At 60.5% G+C, this 22,721-nt stretch carries 8 protein-coding genes; 1 reads left to right on the plus strand and 7 read right to left on the minus strand.

Going from position 1 to position 22,721, the window contains the following annotated elements:
- Positions 1-27: 27 nt before the first annotated feature.
- The gene (gene rlmB, locus JS536_RS10450; RefSeq protein ID WP_214356867.1) at positions 28-1,041 is read left to right on the plus strand and encodes a 23S rRNA (guanosine(2251)-2'-O)-methyltransferase RlmB; all 1,014 of its coding nucleotides are present in this window, start codon (positions 28-30) and stop codon (positions 1,039-1,041) included.
- Between the two features lie 339 nt (positions 1,042-1,380).
- Here rlmB and JS536_RS10455 read toward each other — a convergent pair whose 3' ends face one another.
- The 7 genes from JS536_RS10455 to ugpC form a co-directional block, all read right to left on the minus strand.
- A complete protein-coding gene (locus JS536_RS10455) occupies positions 1,381-5,664 on the minus strand; it encodes a SpaA isopeptide-forming pilin-related protein (RefSeq protein WP_214356868.1) in 4,284 nt (1,427 codons plus the stop codon).
- A gap of 580 nt (positions 5,665-6,244) precedes the next feature.
- Positions 6,245-10,630, minus strand: coding sequence for an InlB B-repeat-containing protein (locus JS536_RS10460; RefSeq protein ID WP_214356869.1), 4,386 nt, complete (start codon positions 10,628-10,630; stop codon positions 6,245-6,247).
- Entirely contained in the window at positions 10,627-17,784 is a 7,158-nt protein-coding gene (locus JS536_RS11985) for a Cna B-type domain-containing protein (RefSeq protein ID WP_214356870.1), read from the minus strand. Before JS536_RS11985 ends, JS536_RS10460 begins: the two co-directional genes overlap by 4 nt.
- A 416-nt stretch (positions 17,785-18,200) precedes the next feature.
- Positions 18,201-19,604 (minus strand): DUF4032 domain-containing protein, encoded by a 1,404-nt coding sequence (locus JS536_RS10470; protein WP_214305288.1) that lies wholly within the window; start codon positions 19,602-19,604, stop codon positions 18,201-18,203.
- A 72-nt stretch (positions 19,605-19,676) separates the two neighbouring features.
- Positions 19,677-20,465, minus strand: a complete 789-nt coding sequence (locus tag JS536_RS10475; protein WP_214356871.1) for a nucleotidyl transferase AbiEii/AbiGii toxin family protein — start codon at positions 20,463-20,465, stop codon at positions 19,677-19,679.
- A complete protein-coding gene (locus JS536_RS10480; protein WP_276310847.1) occupies positions 20,462-21,172 on the minus strand; it encodes a helix-turn-helix domain-containing protein in 711 nt (236 codons plus the stop codon). The genes JS536_RS10475 and JS536_RS10480 overlap by 4 nt, the downstream gene beginning before the upstream one ends.
- A gap of 246 nt (positions 21,173-21,418) precedes the next feature.
- Complete coding sequence (ugpC, locus tag JS536_RS10485) at positions 21,419-22,546, minus strand: sn-glycerol-3-phosphate ABC transporter ATP-binding protein UgpC (RefSeq protein WP_214356873.1); 1,128 nt, start codon at positions 22,544-22,546, stop codon at positions 21,419-21,421.
- Positions 22,547-22,721 lie beyond the last annotated feature (175 nt).

Genomic DNA, 22,721 nt, shown 5'->3' on the forward strand with positions numbered 1-22,721 from the left:
GGCTGGGGTGCTGGGAGAATGGCACCTATGGCTATTAAGAAAGGACCGACCAAGGGGTCGGGTGGCAAGCATCGTAACAAACTGAAGGGTCACGGCCCCACTCCGAAGGCCGAGGACCGCGTCTATCACAAGGCCTACGCGGCCAAGAAGGCGGCTGATCGCCGTAAGATGGCCGATCCGCGCCTTGCGGCCCGCAGGCGCGTGGACAAGTTCGCCTCCGCGGACACCTCCGATCTGGTGTTCGGCCGCAACTCCGTGCTGGAGGCGCTGCGCGTGGGCGTGCCGAGCTCCACGCTGTACATCATGTCCCGCATCGAGCATGACGACCGCACGCGCGAGATCGTGAAGCTGGCGGGCACGTCCGGCCTGCACATGATGGAGGCCGACCGTCTGGAGATGGACCGCATCGCCCGCTCCGGCAATCATCAGGGCGTGATCCTCAAGGTCAACCCGTTCGAGTACTCCTCGCTGGCCTCGCTGGCCGACCGTGCGGAGAAGAAGGCGAAGGCGATGGAGGCCGCGAACTCTGCGGCCGCGCGCATCGCCGCCCGTCCGCTGTTCATCGCGCTCGACGGCGTGACCGACCCGCAGAACCTGGGCGCCGTGATCCGTTCGGCGGCCGCGTTCGGCGCCAACGGCGTGATTCTGCCGGAGCGTCGTTCCGCTTCCGTGACCGCCGCGGCCTGGAAGGTGTCCGCCGGTGCGGCCGCGCACATGCCGGTGGCCCGCGTGGTGAACCTCAACAAGGCGATTGAGGGATTGAAGGAGCGCGGCTACTACGTGGTGGGTCTCGACGGCGGCGGCGACAAGCTCGTGGGCGAGACCGGCTTCGAGACCGATCCGCTTGTGGTGGTGCTGGGCTCCGAGGGCAGCGGCCTGAGCCGTCTGGTGCGCGAGGCGTGCGACGCCATCGCCGGCATCCCGATCAGCTCGTCCGTGGAGTCGCTCAACGCCTCCGTGGCGGCGGGCATCAGCCTGTACGCCGTGGCCAACGCCCGCCGCAAGGCCGGTGCGGCCGGGTCGGCTGGCTCGGCGAAGTGACGGATACTGAATGACTGCTTGACGGCCGATTCAGCCGATTGACATAAGCGAGGCGGTTCTCCCCATACCAAAGGGGAGCCGCCTCGCTTGTTTTCTATGGCACATATTGGGTACGGAAGCCCCCATGGCGTTTGAGAGCCCAAACCCACACTATGTATGCGGCTGAACGAAGGGCCCGCATACATAGTGTCGTTTCGCACGTCCAAACCCACACTATGTATGCGAGGGCATGGTCGAGCCGCATACTTAGTGACGGTTTGAGACAGGCGCCGACCCAAGCGGCGCACGGCCGGCGCACGGCCGGCGCACATTCGGCTCCCTCCGAACGCCGACCGACCGTTACCGAAGACTGCGGCTGCGGGAGATGTGGATAAGGGCCAGGCACGCACCGCCGAGGATGACCATGATGCCGCCCGCGGATATGACCGACCACGCACCGATGCCGCCCGTTTCCGGCAGCGTGACGCCGGGGTAGTTGGCAAGGGTGTAGTTGCCGCTGCCGTCCTGTGTGAAGACGGGATTATGGGGGTCCACGTTGCCATCCGACTCGTTGTTTGTGGCGGTATCGGAGGCCTTCACCACAGTAGGCTCGTGGATGATGAGTTCCTTATTCACAGGACCGAAGCCCACGACTATCGACCATTGGCAGTCGGGCTTGTCGAAGCCGTCCGGGGCTTTGGTCTCAATCAGCCGATATGTGCCGACCATCAGGCCACCGAGCTCGACCTTGCCATCCGCATCGCTGGTTTTGAGTTCACCAACCCGCGTCCAGTCGGCGCTATCGCCGGCAGAGGCAATCTTGTCCGGGTCAATCAGGTCGGAAGTCGGTGCCGAACCAGAACCAACCCACCGATACAGCGCGAATGTGGCACCGGCGAGCGGCTTGGTTTCCGCGGTATCAGAACCGTCCACCTTGGTGAATGTGAATGTGGTGGTGTCCGCAACCAGACCGACCCGCGTATAGCCAAAGTCGATGTCGTTGATGGCCATGACCGCCGCCCCGCCTTCATCCTGCCGGGCCGTGGTGGCTTTGACGTGAGTGCCGTTGTAGGCGTGCATATCGGCGGCCACATAATGGGCAACATCGCTTGGGTTCGTAGGAGCGTTCATGACGAGCGTCACCTGCACGGACTGGCCTGGGGCAAGCGTCGCGTTACCGCCGTCTTCAGTTTTGCTGAGGTCGATTGCGACGGCCTTGACTGTCGAGTAGTCGTAATCGGCATGCGTGGACGGCGTGCAGTCCTGCCAAATCGCGGTGTTCGCCAAATCGCGGTTGCTTTCGTTCTCGCCATTGGTCGGACCGTACAGCTTGAGATCCTCTTGCGTTGAGCAATACACCTTCGGCGCGAAGCCATCGTCCGTGGCCTGTCGCACATCCACGCTGCTGAGCGTGCCCCTCCAACGCGGCGTATTCTTATCCACCGCCGTGTCCGATGCCGATGTATCGGAACTGAGGTAGTTCTCCAATGAATCGTAAAGCACAATACCGCTGGCCGAAGTGGCGGAATCAGCGGTGTAGCGCAAGCGATACGTGTATTCCCCTCCCGCACGCAGCATGACCTGATTCTTCATGCCGTTCGTCCAGTCAATCTGCGTGCCGCCGCGGATGTGCTTGGTCAGACCGGACGAGGACGAGGTGATGAAGCTGATCCTGTTGCTGGCGTCGGCGTAAAGGAAGCGGTTGTCCGTGTTCTTGAAGGTGAGATTGGCGAGCGCGGATTTTTCGTCGTCACTCCACAAACAGCCATCTGCAAAAGTGCATAATGTAGCCTTATCCAAATTGGTCAAGTCGTCGTTGTCATCGCCTTTGGCGATGGTCTTGTTGCCGGACCGGTAGGCCACCACGTTGTGCAGCGGCTTGACTTCATTGTTGTAACCGTAATCGCTGGCATCCTGCCAAGAGATATAGGCGTCAAATCGCAGCGTCATCGTGGATCTGCCGGTATCGTCAGTTGCAGACGTGCTGTAGTGCACGTTCTTATATTCGTCTGGCGCTTTCGCGTCGACGACGAGCAGCGTTCGACCACTGCCTTTGTAGTTCGCGTGCGTTTGGATATCGGTCACGATCATCTCGGTTGTGCCGTCGGTGGCGGTGACCTTGACGCTGGTGACGTCCGGCACGACGCCGGCGGGCAGCAGATCGTAGAACGTGCCGGACTGCTGCGACTTGGCCCACTCGCTTTTGACATAGGCGGTGGTGAAGATGCCGGACTCACCCATCGTGACTTTGTACGGGATTTTCACGCGGCTGTTGGCTTTATCGTTGGTCACCTCGCCGTCGATGGCTTTCTGTTTGACTGAAGTCAGCGAGAATGGGGTGAGTTTCTGCGTGGCCTTGGTATGGCACAGTGGCACGCCTTGGAATGGCGACGACGAAGACGGATTGTCGAGATACTGGAAATCGTGCGAAAACGGGAACGTGTTGAACTTTCCCCTCCAACCGGAGACGCTACTATCAGGGTTCACGCAAGCACCGATGCCAGCTTTCGAACTTTGAGTCGCCTGCGCAAGATTGAAGGCCGTCGGCCATTTCGAGGTCTTGTTCTCCCACTGCCTCTGCGTGTATATGGTCATCGTGTTGTAGTCGGTCAGTGTCACGTAATCGTCGCGCAGCTCCGTGGTCGAAGCCGTCTTACTGTCATTGAGCTTGCGCAGCAGTCCCTTGACATGGTCGGTCGGGCGCAGTACCACGGATGCGGCGAGGTTCAGCTCCACCGCCGCGGAGGACGACGATTGGTAGACCGCCTTGACCGCCACAACACTGTAACCGGTGCCGGAGCCTGTGGATACAGACTTCGCGTTCTGATACAGATCCTTCAACGTGAACGTCTCTAGCGTCTTCCACCCCTGGCTGACCCACTGGCCATCATTCTCCTTGCCGTACGCCAGTCCTTCGATGGTCAGCGTCGTCTGGTTGTGATCGTTGTCCGGAGTGCGGGGCACCAATCCCCAATCGCCAGTATCGGTGAGCGCCCAGTCGGAGACCGTGAATCCGGGACTGTCCGTCAATGGCGTGTATGTGCTGCTCCCCTGCTGGTATTTGTAGTTGGACCAATTGGTGATTTGGGGAATATTGACATACTCGATGCTGAAATCCTCGGGCGTCAGCTCGGCATAGCCCTTAGTGGGTTCCGGATCACTCGCCCGATACCCATTTGGATACGTTCCGTTCTGCTCCATTTCGCCGGCAGTTTCTTCGCCAAATGCGAACATGTCGTCGATGAATTCGTGGTGCACATACTGCTGTCCGTAATCGCTTTGGTTTTTCGACACTTGGCCGTCCGCCGTGGTCAGCGCGTACGTCTGGGCGAAGTAATGGTTCACAAAGGAATTCAGGCGCACTTCGCTGTCGTTCTCCAACGCCGTCAATGCGCCGGGAGTCGTGCAGTCGTTCATCACCTGCAAGTCATTGCCATCAGAAGTGGTGCACCCCTTGAACATGCGATACAAATCGCCGCTATATTCGAACGACTTGGTACTGCCGATGGTTTTGCTGTCTTCGGCATCCTTGGTGCTGGACTGGTCGTCGTCCTGCCCTGTGACGGTTGCGCTGACGCTGTTGGCGAAGGTGTAACTGCCGTCAGTGTCCATCGCGTTGTCAAGATCGCTTTGGTCATAGACGGTAACGACGTAATAGGTGTAGGTGCCACCGCCCTTGACGGACACAGTGCAGTCGGAATACCCATACGCTCCACAAAGATTTCCTTCTTCGTCGATGATCGGCTTCTTGCTCGAGTCAAGAACGCCGAGGGTCCAACCACCTAGGCCATCAGTCGGACCACCATCGGCAATGGTCACAGTTCCCGGTTGCTCGCCCTCCGCCTTTACCGTGACCTTCCATAGCACGTATCGTTCACCAGCGTTGGCGTAATCTTCCAATCCTTCCGGTATCGTGTCCGTCGCGTCGCTGTAGTCCTTCTCAGTATCGGTGACAATCAGGCTTGTATTGACTTTGGCGGTGTTTTTGGTGCTCTCCACCGGCTTGTCGTTGCCGGGGAGCTTGCCGGTGGAGGTGATTTCGCCTTCAACGTACTTGTAATAATCCTTGCCCGGTGTGGTGTCCGCGTCGGGAACCTTGCTGGGGTCGACGTCGTATGTGACCTGCACGGAGAAGGTAGCGGCCGCGGAAACGGTGATAGCGTTGGTGAGCACGTATTCGTGGGTGCTCTCGTCCACGGTGTAGCACAGGCCGTTGCCGCTGTTGTACCCCTCCGAGCATTCCGGTACGGCGATCTGTGTCTTCTCGATGCCGAGCGGATTGCCGTCGCGATCCTTGAACACGTATTGCGTGATGCGCCATTCGAGGCTTTTGGCAGGGATCATGTTGCCGCCTTCAGCCATGGACTGGCCGGACGCGCTCAGGTCGAACTGAGCGAGGGGACGCACGATGCCTGTGTTGCCGTCGAACGACTGCGGCATGTTGGTGGGCACATAGCTTCCGGCCTTATTGCTCCACACCAGCCAGTACGAGTTCACGCTGGTAACGGTGGAGGTGGCGCCTTCCTCGGCGGACGCGGTGCCGGCGATTAGGGTGATAGGCAGCAGCACGGCAAGCGCAATCACAAAAGATGCGAACGTTTGCAGTATGGTGCGTGGCGAGACGCGATGGTTTTGGTGAGCCATGATTCCTCCTAGTGCGGCATCTTCGTCGTCGACTGGTGCCGCCTTGCCTTTCTTAGGGCGCATTATACATGGGAGAATGCTAGGTTTTATAACGGTTTCGGCGTGTTTTAGCGGCATTAAAGAGATCAGACCAATGCTGACGGAATGATGCAAGTCATCATTTTTCTGAAAGTTGAATGCAATTGCAAACGATTGCTGATTTTGGAATAGCTAGTAGTCGGCAATCGTGTTTTCATGGCCCGATGTTGTTATCAAGGGGACGGCTCTGTTAATCCTCGTTGGACTACCCCTCAGTCGGCTTCGCCGCCAGCTCGCCCTGCACTTAAGGACGAACTTCGTTCGCAGTCCGCTGGCTCGACTGTCGTCTCGCACATCGCCTACAAACAGCTCTGCTGTTCGCCTCACGGCGATGTCCTGACAAGGGGAGCCGAGGGAGGTTGCTTCATGGCGATGTCCTGACAAGGGGAACCGAGAATACGGGTGTCAACCCTGATACAACGGCGACCAACGAACAGGCCGGTACCGTGATGGCCTTGATGGCTTGTCACGGTACCGGCCTGCTGCGTTCGTTATTCAGTTATCAGTTCTTGGACCAGAGGGCGTAGAGGGTGCCGTTGCGGTCGATCGGGATGAGGCTCTTGCCGTCGGCGTCGAAGCCGAAGGCGCTGCCGCCCGAGAACGTGCCGTTCTTGTTCGAGGCGAAGGCGTCGTTCCTCACGGTGGTCCAGCCTTGGAAGGTGTAGCCCTCGCGGGTCAGCTTGGTCTTCGGCTTGGTCAGGTACTCGCCGTCGGGAACCTCCTGCGTGTCAAACACTTCAGAAAGGTCGCCCGCATTGGTCTTGAACGTAATCGTCCACTTCCTGCCTTCCTTCACCCACTTGGCGTAGAGGGTGATGTCGGCCGTCACCAGCGAAGGATCCTTGCCGTCCTCACCCTTGAACACGAACTTCGTGCTCAGCTCGGTATCCGCATACCATCCCTCGAACGTGTATCCCTCACGGGTCGGCTTGGGCGAAGGCTCCGCAACGTAGGCGTTCGCGCCGTCGTCCACCATCTGCGTGGGCACCGAACCGTCCTTACCGGCAGCCGGAGCGCCCTCGTAGTTGAGGTCGAACGTCACCTTCCAAGCCCGTACCCAATGCGCGTACAGCGTCAGATCACTGGTCACACCCGTCGCGAAGTCGTACGCCGTGCCGCTACCGTCCGCAGCCGTGTACCAGCCGGTCAGACGGTACCCGTCGCGGGCCAGCGTAGGCGCGGTCAGTTTCTCGCCGGACTTGACGTACATCGCAGTGGCCTCGCCGGAGCCGGTCGTGCCGTCGTTGCGGTGGAACGTCACCAGGTAGTACTTCGCGGACGGCTCGTCATCCCACTTGGCGTACAGCGTCAGGTCGCCGGTCACCGCCGAACCGAACACGTACGGCGTCTTGCCGTCCGCGTCCGTCGTCCAGCCGACGAACGTCTTGCCCGCCATCGTCGGATCGGCCGGCCGCGTGACCGCATCGCCATGGTTGACGGTCTGCTGCGCGATATCCGAACCACCCTCACCGGTCACGAACGTCACCGTGTACTGCTTGATCTTCCACACCGCGTGCAGCGTGATGTCACCGTTCACCGGAGTGCCGCCGTCACCGATCGTGAAGTTCGGTTCGGTCGCCCCCTCCTCGGTGCTCCAGCCGAGCAGGTCGTAGCCGTCGCGACGAGGCACCTGGTTGGCAGCGATCGGAGCCACGGTTCCGCTGGTCCTCACCGTCTGCGACGAGACGTTCCAGTCGATGCCGGTATCGAACTTGACCACGTTCGCTTTCTCGTACTGGGCGTACAGCTTGAGGCGTTCAGTCACCCGAGTGCCGCCCTCGCCGATCGTGAACGGCTCAGTGCCATCCGCATCGGTGGTCCAACCGGTGAGGATGTACCCCTCGCGCTTCGGCACCTGGTTGTCGGCGATCGGACGGACCGTGCCGCCGTAGACCACGGCCTGCGGGCTGACGTTCCAATCGAAACCGGTCTCGAACGTCACGCCGAGCACCGACGGACGATACGTGTAGATCGTCGGATCGCCACTCACCAGCCAGATCTCGGCCGTACCGGTCTCGTTCTGGCCGGCCGCCACCTGAATCGCGGACTCGGGGATCAGACGGTCGTTGCCGTCCGGGTCCTTGCTCATCCACGAATCACCGCCCTGGCGCAGGACGAACTCGGGCGTGCGGTTGCCCTTGGTCGGCTGGTTGAGCGTGTAGCGCGCGATCATGCCGTAGTCGTCATGCTCGGTGAACGAGACCGGGGAGCCGGACTGCTCACCCGACCACATCCACAGATCCCAGCCCTTCCAGGCGTCCGTGTCGAGGTCGTACTCCTGGTAGTTGCCGTCGGCGCGCATGTAGTGCACGATCACGTTGAGCTGCTTCGGGTTCTTCACGTCGTTCGGCGTGGGCACGGAGGCCGGGTTGCGCGATTCCTCGGACGAGTCGTACGACTTGCCGTCGGAACCGTCGGCCCACGCCTCGATGGAGCCGCGCACCTTGGCGACCACGCTGCCTTCCTTCTTGTCGATCACGGAAGCCGTGTACGAGTCGCTTGTGCCAGAGACCGCATCAGCGTCCACCGATCCGTCCTCAGCAGCGACGATGCGATAGTTCACCGAGGTGAAGTCGCCGCCCAGCGTCGTACTCATGCGCTTGCCCCACGAATCGGAGGTCTTGTCGAACGCATGGTACGTCTTGCCCAGCGCGTTGCCGTTCACGTCCGTGCCCCAGACGACCACGCCGGTCGCCTGCTTCTGCGCGTCACTGGTGGCCTTGAAGTGCACGGTGAACGTGGTCTTGGTCGAGGCGACGCACACGAACGGCACGCCGATCGTCTCGTCGTGGTTCTCGACCGCGGTGATGGCCGTGCCGACCGCGTTCTCGTACGGCTTGGAGCCGCCGGCGTTCGAATAGCCGTCGCGGTAATCCCACAGCGCACTGTCGGCACCGGTCGGGTCGTTGGTGAACCGGTACTTGAGCCGCTTCGCCGTGGCGTCCTTGATGGTGGTCTTGTACCAGCCGTCCGCCGCCTCGCAGGCCGCGTCGCTGCCGGAGACCTTCTCCATCTTCACGGGCGTGCCGTTGAGCAGCGTGTCGCCGATCGCGTACTGGATGTACACGTCGTCGCCCCAGTCGGAGCTGGGCTTGTAGTAGATCGTGGCCGAATCGTCGCCGATGCGGTCGGTGTTGACCTGATCGTCGTAACCGGTGTCCGCGGTCTCGTAGCCGACCCAATCGGCCGGCTTGTCGGCGGCCGCGTAGATCGCGACGGCGGAGCGCTTGGCAATCGTCACGCTCAGCTTGCCGTCCTTCACGGTCACCTTGTTGCAGGTCTTGCCGGACGTGTACACGTCGCAGTACTCGCCGTCGGGCAGGTTCGTTTCGTACGTTTCCTCATGTTCCTGCAACGTGTTGTTGATGGCGATGAAGCCCTGGTCGTTGCCGTTGGCGTCCTGACGGGCGAAGCCGATGTTGTTCGCGCCGTTGTCCTGCCAGCGACCGACCGTGGTGCCGGTCACCGCATTATGGAAGCCGATCATGCCGCGCACGGACGCCCAGCGCTGCTCGCACAGCCACTGGCCCTGTTCGCGGGTGCCGCTCGTCTTGCACGCCTCGTCGAAGTCGACGTCGGTCACATGCGTGTCCGTGGTGCCGTTCGGGCCGGCGTCGGAGTTGGCGTCGGTGAAGTAGTAGTCGGAGATGAGCTTCGGCTTGCCGTAGTCGTAGGCGAGCATGAAAGCGTTCGCAAGCTCGTAGCGCGAGCCGGAGTCGACCGTGAGCGTCTCGGAACCGCGTGCGGTATCCCAGTTGGTCACGAACACGGTGGCCTTGTTGCTCGGCAGCAGTCCGTTGCTGATGTTCTTCAGGTTGGAGACGTCGCCGTTGAAGTACTGCCGTAGCTGGTACGAGTAGGAGAATTCGGTGACGTCGCCGTTGGCCGTGTAGTTCTTCGGCGCGAGCAGCGGGGATTCGCCCTGGTGGTAGATGACCTCCTGCTGGAACGGGATGTCGGCGGCCTTCACGCCAATCTTCTGGGCGAGCTTCGCCTTGATGGCCTTCAGATCGAGCGTGTCGATGTGCTTTGCGGAGTCGATGCGGAAGCCGCGCACGCCGAGGTTCCACAGCTTGGCGAGATATTCGGCCTGGATGGTCTGCACGCGGCTGGAGCCGGTGTTGATGTCCCACATGGTCGACAGACGGCAGTCCTGCACTTCGTCGGCGTTGGTGTAGTCGGCGATGTTGGTGCGGCAGGAGTGGAAGTCGCCCGTGGCCAGGCCGTACTGGTGATTGTTGCCGCTTTCCTCGTACTGGTAGATGCCGATGCCCGGATAACGGCCGTACGTGCCGTTGTAGGCGGTGCCGGCCACACCGTACTGGTCGTCCACCCACGAGACGTCGTGGCCGGAGGTGTGGTTGAGCACCACGTCGGCGATGATCTGCACGCCCACGCTGTTGCAGGTTTTGATCATGCTCTCCAGCTCGGATTCGGTGCCGAAGCGCGAGTTGAGCGAATAGCTGATCGGCTGGTAGACCGTCCACCACTGGGTGCCCTGCACGGACTCCTCAGGCGGGGAGATCTGCACGTAGCCGACGCCTTCCGGCCCGTACGTGGACTCGCATTCCTTGGCGATGGTGTTCCACGACTGCTGGAATGCGATCATCGTCACGTCGGACTGGGCCTTGGTCGGGTCGATGGTCTTGCTGGTCTTGCCCGCGGCCTGCTGCTGCGTGGCGTTGGCGTTCATTTCGTCGGCGACGGCGGCGGTCGTCGCGGCCGCACCGCCGAGCGTCATGGCCGCGCCCAGCATCATGGCGAACAGCTTCGACACTCCCCTGCGGAAGGAACGGGCCATCGTCGCCTTGGCCCGCCTGGTCAGATGGGCCGGCTTCTCAGCGGACCGGGAGGCGGTCAGGCCGCGCATCGCGGTATTCCGAGTCATCGGAGATCTCCCTTCTTGTTGCGCTTGCCTGCGGCGGCGAGCGCCTTGCGGCCGAAGAACGCGCCGGACAGTGCGATGAGCGTCATGCCGAGCAGCAGGATGCGGGTCGTGCCCTCACCGCCGGCTTCCGGTAGGATCGGCAGGCTGGTGTTGGTGATGGTGTAGCCCTGGGTCTGGTTGCCGGTGATGATCGGCGGCTGGTAGCCGTCGATCGAGGGCACCGGCACGTACTTGCCGTCGTTCTTGGCGACTTCGCGCACCTCGTATTGCTTGTGCGTGCTGATGGTGAACGTATACGCCCAGTTGTTGCTCTCGTTCAGTTCGACCGGTTCTCCGACGGCGGTCAGGTTGCTGGTGTCGGTGTTGGTGATCTTTGGCGCGGTCGTAACGTTGGCGAACACGGCGGACGTGGTGCTGACGTTCTTCTCGTAGAGCTGCACCCAGATAGAGCGAGGACGGGTGTTGTCGTCGTTGTCGTTCCACGCCTTGCGTACGTTGAGGTTGGTCTTGTTCGGCGCGTTGCGGTTGCTTAGCGTGAAGGAGTACGCCTCCGGTTCGCCGGTCGTCGTTTGGGTCGCCGACGTGTCCGTATTGCCGCCTTCGGACGGGGCCGACGTTGTCGGATACTTCGTGGTGTCCTCGAACGTCGCGGTGTAGTCGTCCACGGCCTCTTCGGTGACGGAGTAGCGCAGCAGCTTGCCGTTGCGGTACTTCGGCAGGTTATTGAACGTGTACGTCCACGTATCGGCCGTTGCGGCCTTGGTCGCATCGGACTTGCTATCCGTTTCGTTCGATTCGCCGGCGGGCGTCTCCGTGTCGGTCTGGTCCGTTGCGGTTGCGTCGCCGTCAGCGGGCTGATCGGACGATTCGGACTGCTCGGATGCGGTCTGGTCGGATTGATCAGACTGGTCAGTCTCGGACGGCGTGGTCTCCGACTGATCGGTGCCGGACTGCTCGGTCTTGCCGGATTGGGACTGCTCGGTCGATTCGGAACCAGTCTGCTCGGTCTTGGACGGCGTGGATTCGGACTCGGTGGTGTCCGGATCAGTGGTGTTGGTATCAGTACCGTCGGTCGTATCGGACTGGGTCGCGTCTGAGGTTCCCGTCGTTGCCTTGTTCTTAGCGGTCAGCACGGCGCAACTCACGCCGACCAAGTCACCGACGCACTGATCACCCTGCGGCTCGGGCCAGCCGTTGGACTGGTTCCACAGGCTGGTCAGCAGCCAGACGGTCACCTGCTTGGGGCGCTGACCGTTGAAGTTCTGGGCGTCGTCCCACACCTTGCTCACGGTCACGGCCGTGGTTTCGGGCTTGTGCGTATTGGTGATCTCGAACTGCTCGTTGGTCTTCTCGTCAGCATCGGCAGACGTTTTCGTGAACGTGACGTTGCACTGATCGCCGGTCGGTTTATCCACCGTGCACACGCCGGAATCGTCGAAGTCGTTGTATCCGGCCACCGGCGTCTCCTTGACGGAGTACGTGTACTCGTAGCCGTACGAGTTCTTCTTCGGCAGGTTCTCGAGCGTCCACTTCCACGTGTTCTTGTCGGCGTTATCCGGAACCTTGAGCGTGGTGACGATCATGGTCTCGGAGTACTCCTCCGTCTCGGTCGTGCTGCCGTCCTTCGGATGCTTGCTGGTGCCGGTCACGGTCACCTGAATCGCCTCGGGGCGGATGCCGTCCTGATTATCGTTGTCCTTCCACGTCTTGGTCAGGTCGATGTTGCGCGCATCGGGCTGATGGATGTTGTACATCACGACGTCGTAGCCGTTGGCGTTCGGCGTCTTGACGATCGAGGCGTGGTATTCGTCTTTGTTGTCGCCGGACAGCTCCTCGTCCACGGTGTACGTGATCTCGTTGCCTTCGTTGTCCTTGGCGTCCAGACCGGTCCAGTCGTAAGTCCAGTTGTTGCTGTCATCCAGCACGACGCTGTATTCCTTACCGGTCATCTTCTCGCCGTTCTTGTACAGCACGGCCTTCACGGTCACATCCTTGCGCAGGTCCTGGGCGCCGCCGTCTTCCCAGCGCTTGGTGACGGACACGGCCGTATACGACTTGACCGCGTCCTCAACGCGGACCACATTGCCGCTACTGGCCACCTCATCGACCACGACCTTGCCGTTTTCCACGGTGAACGTGATTGGCTTGGCGGCCACGTCGTAGCCTTCCGGGGCCTTGGTTTCGGTGAGCTGGTACGTACCGTTGGGCAGCTGGAACGTCTTCGGACCGTCCGCGGAGGAAGTCCAGGTCAGCGTCGAACCGTTCTCCTTCACCGTCACGCCGTCAAGCTTCGTGAATGCGTCGGTGTCGAACGGTGCCGCATCGCCCTCGAACGTGGTGCCGGTCAGTTTGAACTCGGCACCGGCAAGTTCGGCCACGCCGGCTACAGCGGTCTTGGAGACGGTCACGTTGGTGGTGTTGAGCTCATCGGTCATGGTGACGGTGTTGCCCGCCGCAGTGTCCTTGCCGACCTTCACCGTACCGTTGAGCTTCACCGTGAAGGTGATGTCGCGCGCCGGCTGGTAGCCGGACGGCGCCTCGGCCTCGTGCAGTGTGTATGTGCCGGGGACGAGCGTGATCTCGTGCTTCTTTCCGGTGGAGGTCCACTCAATCGGGTTGATGGCCTCGCCGGCCAGCGTGGTGCCGGTGACGGTGAGCTTCGCGCCGGCGATCTCGCCCACGCCGCCGGTCAGGCTCACCTTGGAGATCTTCACATCGGTGGTCTTATAGATGTCGGTCATGACGATGACGTTGCCGTCCACAGCATTGCCGTTCACGTCCTGTACGGACAGCGACTGGTCGGCATTACGCACGACCTTGAACGTGATCGGATCGGCCACGCGGTAGCCGTTCGGCGCCTTCAGCTCGGTGAGCGTGTACGTGCCGGGCTTCAGCTCGACCTCATGCGACTTGCCCTTGCTGCTGGTCCACTTTTCGGTGACCTTGTTGCCGTCCTCGTCCGTGCCGTCGATCTCCATCTCCGCGTCCTTGATTTCCTTGCCACCGAGGTCGCGCTTGGAGACGCGAATCTTCGTATCGGTCGGATAGTGCGTGTTGGTGATGGTGATGCCGTCCGCATCGGTTGCAGTGCCGCTGGTCGTCGCCGTGTAGCCTTTGGTCGGGTTGACTTCCTGCACGGTGTATGTGATGGGCGCGCCGTTCTCGTACCTCGGCAGGTTGTCGAAAGTGCCCTTCCAGTGGCCGTCCGCGTCAGGCTTGATCGTCAGCGTCTTGTCAGGCACGGCGACGCCGTTGGCGTACAGCTGCACGGTGATTTCGGTCGGGCGCAGGCCGTCCTGGTTGTTCGCGTCGTTCCACGCCTTGGTGACGGGCACCGAGACGGTTTCCGGCGTGTACTTGTTGGTGAACGTCGTGGTCGACACGCCGTCCGCTCCGGTTACCGGATCAGATCGGGTGGTATCGTAACCGCCCTCGCCCGCGTTCACCTCAATAACCTGGTACTTGACTTCCTTGCCACCCTCGCGCACAGGCAGATCTGTCCATTCGACCACGGCTTGCGCGTCCGACGTGCTTTCGTTGATCACTTTCTCCTGGCCAACGTTGGTCCACGTCGTGCCGCCGTCAGTCGACTTCTGCAGCTGGAACCGGGCCGGCTTGCGCTTGCCGTCACGGTTATTATCGTCATTCCACACCTTGCGAGCGCGGATTGAAGTGACGTTCGAGCGGTCGGTGACGGTCAGGTGCTTGCCATCGTCCGACGAGACGGTCTTGCCGTTGATAATGACCGCGCCAGCATTCGTCACGGTCACAGCAATCGGGTCAACCGCTTGGTAGCCTTCCGGGGCCGTGGTTTCGGTGAGGGTGTACGAGCCGGGAGTAAGATCCTTGAACTCAATCGATTGGCCATCAGCAGTCGTCTGCGTCTGGGCAGCGAACGAGGAGTCGCCGTTCTTGGTCAGCGTGAACGTGGCACCGGCCAGCCAGTTGCCCTGCTCGTCCTTCTTGTCGAGCTTGAACGAGCCCTTCTTGGTGCTGGCGTTGCTCACCGACCACAGGTAGTTCTGCAACGTCACATCGCGTGCGGCGGCGACGGTCAGCGACGTATCGTTCACGGTTTTGTCCTGATAGAACGCGGCTTCATGACCGCTGGGCTGGCCGCCCGGGAACACGACGTACAGTGTGGCGGGGTTCTTCGGATCGTACTGGTACCCGTCAGGCCCCTGCGTTTCGGTCACGCGGTAAATCACGTCCGCGTTCAGGCCAACTGCCGTCGATGTGTAACCGGTGGTACCGGACTGCAAACCGTTATTCACGACCTCGGTCCCAGTCGAACTCCATGCGTCGTTGGAGGCGTCCATGTCCACAGTAAGCTTCTCGACCTTGAACTTCGCGCCGTTCAGCGGCTTGGTGGCGTCGCCATCGGCGTACTTGTAGATCTGCAGCGAGTACAGGTTGGAGCTGATACCGCCCTGCGCGTCGATGACCTTGCCGGTCTGCGTGGTGGTTGCCGTACCGCTGTTGTTCTCGTAGCCGGCGAGCACGATCGTGTTACTGCCGAGATCGCCGAAGTCCTGCCCCGGCTTGAGCTGCACGGTGGCCTTGTAGGTAATCGTGATCGCGCGCGAGTCGGGCACGGTGAACGTGATCTTTCGCGTGCTCGGATCATATGCGTATGTCGCACCGGTCACTTCGGCCTTGGTGTTCGTGTCGGTGATGACCACACTGTCCATACGCAGGGTGAGTGCCTCACCGAGCGTATCGGTAAGCGTCAGCGACTTGCCCTTGTTCAGGGTCGAACCGCCCGGATTCACGTTCACCGTGTAGTTGATGTTCGGCGCGGTCTTCTTGTCGTAGACGCCCTTCTTGGCGACCAGGTTGCCGGGTTTGGCCCAGATGTCCGAATAATCGGGCAGCTGTGCCTTGCCATCGATATGGATGATGGCCTCGTTCTTGTACAGCAGATTTCCTTGCTGCCCCAGAGCACCGGTGATGTCAGTGAACGTGGTGTCGTACTGGATGAGCAGTTCGCCGCTCTGTGCCTTCTCGAATGCCTTGCTTCCCTTGGCGATGACGAACGTGAGCGTGTGGTCGCCGTTGTCGGTGACGGTCACGCCAGTGTACGTGTTGCCCTTGGAGTCCTTGGCCACCATCGAGCCGGGGATGTAGCTGTGATCGCCGTAGTACTGCCAGTTGTTGTCGGGGGCCTTCTCCCCGTGGGACAGCGTATCGGTGATGACCACGGACTGTGCGTTGTCCGGAATGTCGTGCACCTTGAGCTGCCAGCGCATGGTGTTCCGGCTCATCGGCGTGCCGTTGCCATCGTTCTGGTTCGACAGGTTGGACTTCTCCATGTTGTCGGCCACCGGCTTGTGGCTGTCCGTGGCCTCCTTGTTCACGAAGCGGGCCGTGTTGTAGAACGTGGTGCCGGTCGGGGTGCCGTTGAGCACGGTGGACGTGTACGAGATGTATAGCTTGGTGTTCTTCTTGATCTCGTCGTTGAACGTGATCGTGAACGACTTGCGGTCGGCAGCGACCGTCTTGGTGACGTCGCCGTTGTACTCCTTGGTCAGCTCGCTGTCGGTGTAGATCTTGATCTTGCTCGCGTCTGGGTCAAGTACCTGAGAATCGGGCTTGACGTAGCCGTCCCCATGGTCCTTGCCGTCATCGTCGACGGTATCGGTCAGCACTTTGCCCTTAGGCAGGTCGTCCTTGGCCTTGAACGTGGTCAGCCATTGCAGCGTCTTGTCTGCGTTCGCGTCGCCGGTGTACTTCTTGTCCAGGTCCACGGCGTCCTTGCCGATGGTCACCGTGCCGGTTCCGGGCAGCGCGGTGCCCTTGCCGTCGCCGGGCGTTACGGTCACATTGTTCTGGACCGTGACCTTGTCGCCGCTGCCGCTTTCGGGCAGATTCTCGACTTCGGTGGAATACGTGATCTTGTACTGCTGGTAAGGATGCTTGCCATTGCTGGGCAGTGTTGCCTTGCCGCTGACCAGATCGGCCCACTTCAGCGTGGTCTCGTACGGCTGCCAGTTGTCGTCGTAGTAGACGACCTTCACATCGCCGGTCGGGGCCTTGAGGTTGCTGCCGAGCGAGTCCTTGATCGTCGTCGCGTTGGGCACTTCGGAGTCCGTACCGGCGTTGACGGTGATCGTCCAATTGACCATGGTGACCTGTATCGGCTTGCCGTCCTTGCCGAGCACCGGCTTGCCGTTCTCATCCGTCTTATCGACGGTATTGGCCTTGCCGTTCTTTTTCACGGACCATTTGCTGTTCAGCCAGATGCTCTGCTCAGTGGTTTGCTTTTTCGTGTAGTCGTCGCTGTGGTACGTGACCTTGTTTTTGACGAGCTCGGTGCCGACGTTATCGGCGACTTGCTTGCGGTCAATCTTCACGCTGTAGCGCGCGTAGAGCGCCTGACCGTCGGTCATCTGGTCGATGTTGGCAGTGAACCCGTTGGGAGTGGTATCGGTCTGCTCCGTGGACTCCCATTTGCCGGTGTATTCCTTCGTGCAGTTCGGGTCCGTGTACAGCTTGAGCGAACCCGGCACCAGCTTGAGCAGTTCACCCATCTTGTCTTCGAGCTTGACGTTCTTGTTGCTGCCCTTGGCATGCACTTCCACCACGAAATCGAACACGGTGGGGTCGTCGGTGGAGATGGCGCCGTTCTTCTGCGCCCACAGGCTGTGCTGCTCGTTCACGTTGACTTCCAGCTGGCCGACGCCGGGGAATTCGAAGCTGGCCTTGCCGCCGTTGTTGTCGCCGGTGGACGATTCGGTGATGGTGCCGTTGACGGTGACGTAGATCTTTTTGTTCGAGCCGGTATCGCTGCGGTCGAAGGTGGCCACGAGCTTGTTGCCGTTGACGGTGAACGTGCCGCGTTCGCCACCGTCGTTGCCGTAGATGGTGTAGGTTTCGTTGGACTTGAAGTTCAGGCCCTTCGGCAGGTCGTAGGTGAACTGATCGCCTTCCTGGATATTGGCGTTGTTCGGCATCGTCCAGTACAGCTTCATCTTGACCGGGTCGCCGTAGTTCACCGTCATGCCGGTGGTGTACGGCTTGCCGTCGATGGTGATCTCCGTGTCATCCTTGAGGACCGGAGCCTGGGCGCTGCCGATTTCGTAGGTGTTCGCGGCCTGCGCGGCCGGCACGCCCACGATTGCAGTGGCCAGCAGCATCGCAATCACCACAAGCATTGATGCCAACGTTCGCAACAACGGATAACGGGGGTGTTGCCTGCTCTGAACGAACATCTTCTCTCCTACCATGGCACTACGTCATCGATTGATACCACTCAGTCGTCTAGATTTCAGAATACGTCAGGCCATAGTCTTTTTGCAAACGATTGCCAAATGGTGATTCCCTTCAGAAACTTAATCAATAAGCCATTTTTGTCAATGATTTTCTTGCATCACTTTCATGAAAGTAAACTGCAAGTGCAAACGTTTGCGACATAAAGGCAAAAAGGGTGGCCGCACGTTGGCAACCACCCTTTCAGGGGGTACAGACGGCCTACGGCCGCATTTTTGCGGCCTTTGGCTGCTTCTACTACCCCTCAGTCAACCGACACGGTTGACAGCTCCCCTGACAAGGGGAGCCGAGGTACCTTCATTTAATGACTCCACACCGCGGCATCCGGATCGTCGTCGGGGTTGTAGCCGTCGTCGCCGTAGGTGTATTCGTCGTCCACCACGCCAGAGTCGGCTTCGGCGTTGAGGGCGTCCACATCCTTCTTGTCGAGCTTGTACTGCGGGAGCACGTTCTCGATGTAGCTCTTCACGGCCTCGCCCATCGGCACGTCGTGACCGGCCTTCTCCGCCAGGAACCAGCGGTGGGTGAGCACCTCGTGGAAGAACTGGGCGGGCTCGATCTGCGAGCGGTATTCGCGCGGAATCATGCGCACGGTGGGCTCGTAGACCTCGCGCATCCAGTCCGTGGCCACGATTTCCAGCTCCTCGTCGTCACGCCACATGGAGGCGCGGTAGGCGTCGAGATCGTTGAGCAGACGGCGGGCCTGGTTCTCCTGCACGTCCAGACCGGTGAGGCGCAGCAGCTTGCGGGAGGCGTAGCCGGCGTCCACCACGCGCGGGCGGACCAGCACGCGCTTGCCGTCCTCGGCGGTCTTCATCTCCAGCTCGTCCACGTCGAAACCGAGCTCGTTGAGCTTGTTGACGCGCTGCTCGATCTTCCACATCTCGTCCGGACCGAACTTGTCCGTGTCGGTCAGGGCGCTCCACAGCGAGTGGTAGCGGTCCACCAGGCGGTTGCCGACCTCGATCTCGTCCATGTCGCTCGGCAGGAGACGGCCCGAGGCCAGATCCATGAGTTCGCCGATGATGTTGGTGCGGGCCAGGTCGATATCGTATTCGCGCTGGCCTTCGGTCAGGTTCACGTGCAGATCACCGGTCTCGGCGTCCACCAGGAAGGCGGAGAAGGCGTCGGCGTCACGCAGGAACAGCACGTTCGAAAGAGACACATCGCCCCAGTAGAAGCCGGCCAGGTGCAGGCGGACCATGAGCACGGCGAGGGCGTCGATGAGTCGTTCGGCGGTGTCCGGACGCAGGTTGCGGGCGAACAGCGCACGGTACGGCAGCGAGAACTTGAGGTGCTTGGTGACCAGGATCGCCTCCAGCGGCTCGCCTTCGCGGTTGCGACGGCCTGTGACCACGGCGATCGGCTGGACGGTGGGCAGGTCGAGCTTCTGCAGGCGACGCAGCAGCTCGTACTCGCGCTCGGCAACCTGACGGGTGATCTCCTTCATGGCGTAGACCTCGTCGCCCACGTGCACGAAGCGCACCACGTGGCGGGAGATGCCTCGCGGCAGGTTGGCGAGCAGGTCCTCAGGCCAGGTGGCCAGGGGCTTGTGCCACGGCAGCGTGAACATCTTCGGGTTCGAGCTGGCGGCGGTGATCTTCAATGCTTGCGGCTCGCCGGAATCGACCTTTTCGTCTTCGGCTTTGACAGACGTGGCCTTCAGCGCGCGCGGATCCAACTGGGGTAATTCGTTCAACTCCATGTGTTCGATTTTACGGCGCATCGGGGATGTCCGGGCCAAACGGCGGTGCGGCGAGGCTTCCTCCAAGAAAGGTCAGACATAATCCTCCGGACGACCGGCATGGCGAGGCATGTCCAGCAATCGGGCCAATACTCCCAAAACCAGCTTCGCGTTCTCCTCATGTTCCGCATCCAACTGCCGAAATGCAAAGTCATCATCGGACACAAGCAATGCATCGCGTAAAGTCCGTATATTCTTCCGGTCGCTTCTGCTGCGATTATCCAAACGAAGCAACGCGGCAATCGGATCATCGATCAGCGAAGCCAATAGTGCCGCGTCCAGAAGGTGACGACTCCGATCCCCCTGCCTCGTCTCCCGCCAAGATGCCGCTTTCATCAACAGTGCTCCAATCACATCCGGCATGCATACCGAAGCGGCTCTTTGCCCAAATCGCAAATCAACGATCATACTGCGAGCCACAGCTCTACGAGACCCCGGCATACCAAGCATCTGATGCCCGCTAAGCAACGCCCGAGAGCGAAGGTATGGCGACAAATGGTTGTCCACCAATAGGTCGACGCTGGAATTCCCGTGCACCATCCGCGTGGTATATCCGGTGAGCGATCCTCTCGTCACTTGAAAGCCCATGCTCTGCAATGCATCACGAACTTCACGAACGGCATGCTTGTGCGTCAACACGTCCACGAGAAAATCCGCATCCGTGGTCGGACGACTGCTCAGACCGTGCAACATGGCATGAGCTTGCACCATTAGACCACCAGCAAGCCTCCACGAAGTGGGATCTTCCGTATGCTCGGCCAATGCAAGGACCGTTCCCCAAGGATGCCTTCCAGACGGAATCTGAATTACCGGATTCGTCATGTTGTTCCCCCCTGAAAATCACGTAACAATGCAGCCAACCGTCCCATACCGGCATTACGTTCTCGTGGATCAATCGAATCGGCCAAATCCGCGGCGCACACCGCGATCGGCATCACTCGACGCCCCCGAATGGGGCACCCCCTCACCACATGAAAACGAACCCTCTTCGGCTCGGCAAGTTCCTTGAGCATATACCGCGACTTCAGTATCGGCAAATCGCTCTCTTCCACGTATCCTTCAACCAATTCCGAAGGAGCAAGCTCAAAATATTCAGCCATTCCCTCGCATCCACCGGAACGGCAAATGTCGTCACTACTGCTCAGCCTGTCCAGGAACAACGCATTGGCCCAATACTCATGGACATCGGCACGATGACGGATATTGCGCACGAACGCATCCGCGCCCGTTTCCCTAAGCAATCTTCTGATCTCGTATCGCTTCCGCGCGCTGAGCCAGCCAATCGACTCCCCGGAGAGCAGGTATAACGCACCCATTGCGGTTTCCGACGAATACGGTCTTCCGGCACGTTTTTCCCGGAGAGCAAGGCGAATCAGCGATTCCTCTGTGATCAGCATGACTCTTGGAGCTGCATGCACCGCCTGCAGCTCCCCACTCTGAATCAAAGAACGCACCCTTCGATCAGTAATCGACAACCGCTTCGCGGCCTCCCCGACTGTATATAAGCGTCCCTCACTTCGAACCGTCATGGTTCAAGAATACCGTTAATTATTCCGATAAAAGAATAATTAATGGTATTCTTAGCGAAATCAAGCCAAGCCCGCACCTCCTATGCCCTCGTTCCCGCCGCGAGCGCGTGTCAATACAAGAAAAGCCCCGCAGCTATGCGGGGCTTTTCCAACGAGGTCATAAGAGAGGAAGAGAACAACCTCGTTTAATGGTTGACGAAGCGGTTAGACCTCGCCAAGTGTATCTACGCCGTGACCGGCGATCGACTAGTTCAGACGCAGCTCGGTCGACGGAGCGAACAGGTGCATCTTGGCCGGATCGATCTTGATCTTGACGGTGGCGCCGACCTTCGGAAGCGCACGCGGGTTCACACGAATCGTGGTGAGCTTGTTCTGGTCGGACATGACCTGAGAGGCCTCGGCAGCGGAGCCATCGGTGATGATGTTGCCGTAGATGTAGCCGTCGGAGCCCAGATCCTCGACGTTCACGACCTTCAGGGAGAAGGCGTTCGGTTCGTCGGCCGGAGCCAGGCCAGCGTCCTCAGGACGGAAGCCGACCACGATCTGGTTGTTGTCCTCCGGGGTGAGCTTGTTGACGGCCTCAGCCGGCAGGTCCACGGTGTCCTCACCGATCTTCGCCTTGCCGTTGACCACCGGGTGGGTGTTCAGGTTCATCGACGGGGAGCCGATGAAGCCGGCGACGAAGACGTTGGCCGGGCGATCGTACAGCTCGGTCGGGGCGCCGACCTGCTGCAGGATGCCGAGCTTGATGACGGCGATGCGATCGCCCATCGTCAGAGCCTCGGTCTGATCGTGGGTCACGTACAGGGTGGTGACACCCAGCTGACGCTGCAGAGCGGCGATCTGGGTACGGGTCTGGACACGGAGCTTGGCGTCGAGGTTGGACAGCGGCTCATCCATGAGGAAGACCTTCGGCTCACGGACGATTGCACGGCCCATGGCCACACGCTGACGCTGACCACCGGACAGAGCCTTCGGCTTGCGGTCGAGGTACTCGGTCAGGTCGAGGATCTCAGCGGCCTTCTCGACGCGCTTGCGGATCTCATCCTTCGGGGTGCCGGCGATCTTCAGAGCGAAGCCCATGTTGTCCGCAACGGTCATGTGCGGGTACAGAGCGTAGTTCTGGAACACCATTGCGATGTCGCGGTCCTTCGGCTGCATCGTGGTGACGTCCTTGCCACCGATGAGGATGCGGCCCTTGTTGACCTCTTCCAGGCCGGCGAGCATGCGCAGGGTGGTGGACTTACCACAGCCGGAAGGGCCGACGAGGACGAGGAACTCGCCATCCTTGATATCAAGATTCAGATCATCCACGGAGGGCTTGTCGTTGCCCGGGTAGATACGAGTGACGTGGTCGAAAACGACTTCTGCCATAATTACTAATCCTTTCAGAGGCAGGTACGTGCCTCACGATCCGTTGTAAAGGGATTTGTGGTTATTACTATGCTTCGACCTACCGTAGCCATCTACTACATTGCTTCCGGGAACTGCAAGCCTCAGCGTTCACTTTTCCTGGTTCAGTGAAGGTTCTCTTCGTTGAGCCACCACT

The sequence above is a fragment of the Bifidobacterium sp. SO4 genome, assembly GCF_018555355.1.
GTDB classification, from domain to species: Bacteria; Actinomycetota; Actinomycetes; order Actinomycetales; family Bifidobacteriaceae; genus Bifidobacterium; species Bifidobacterium miconisargentati.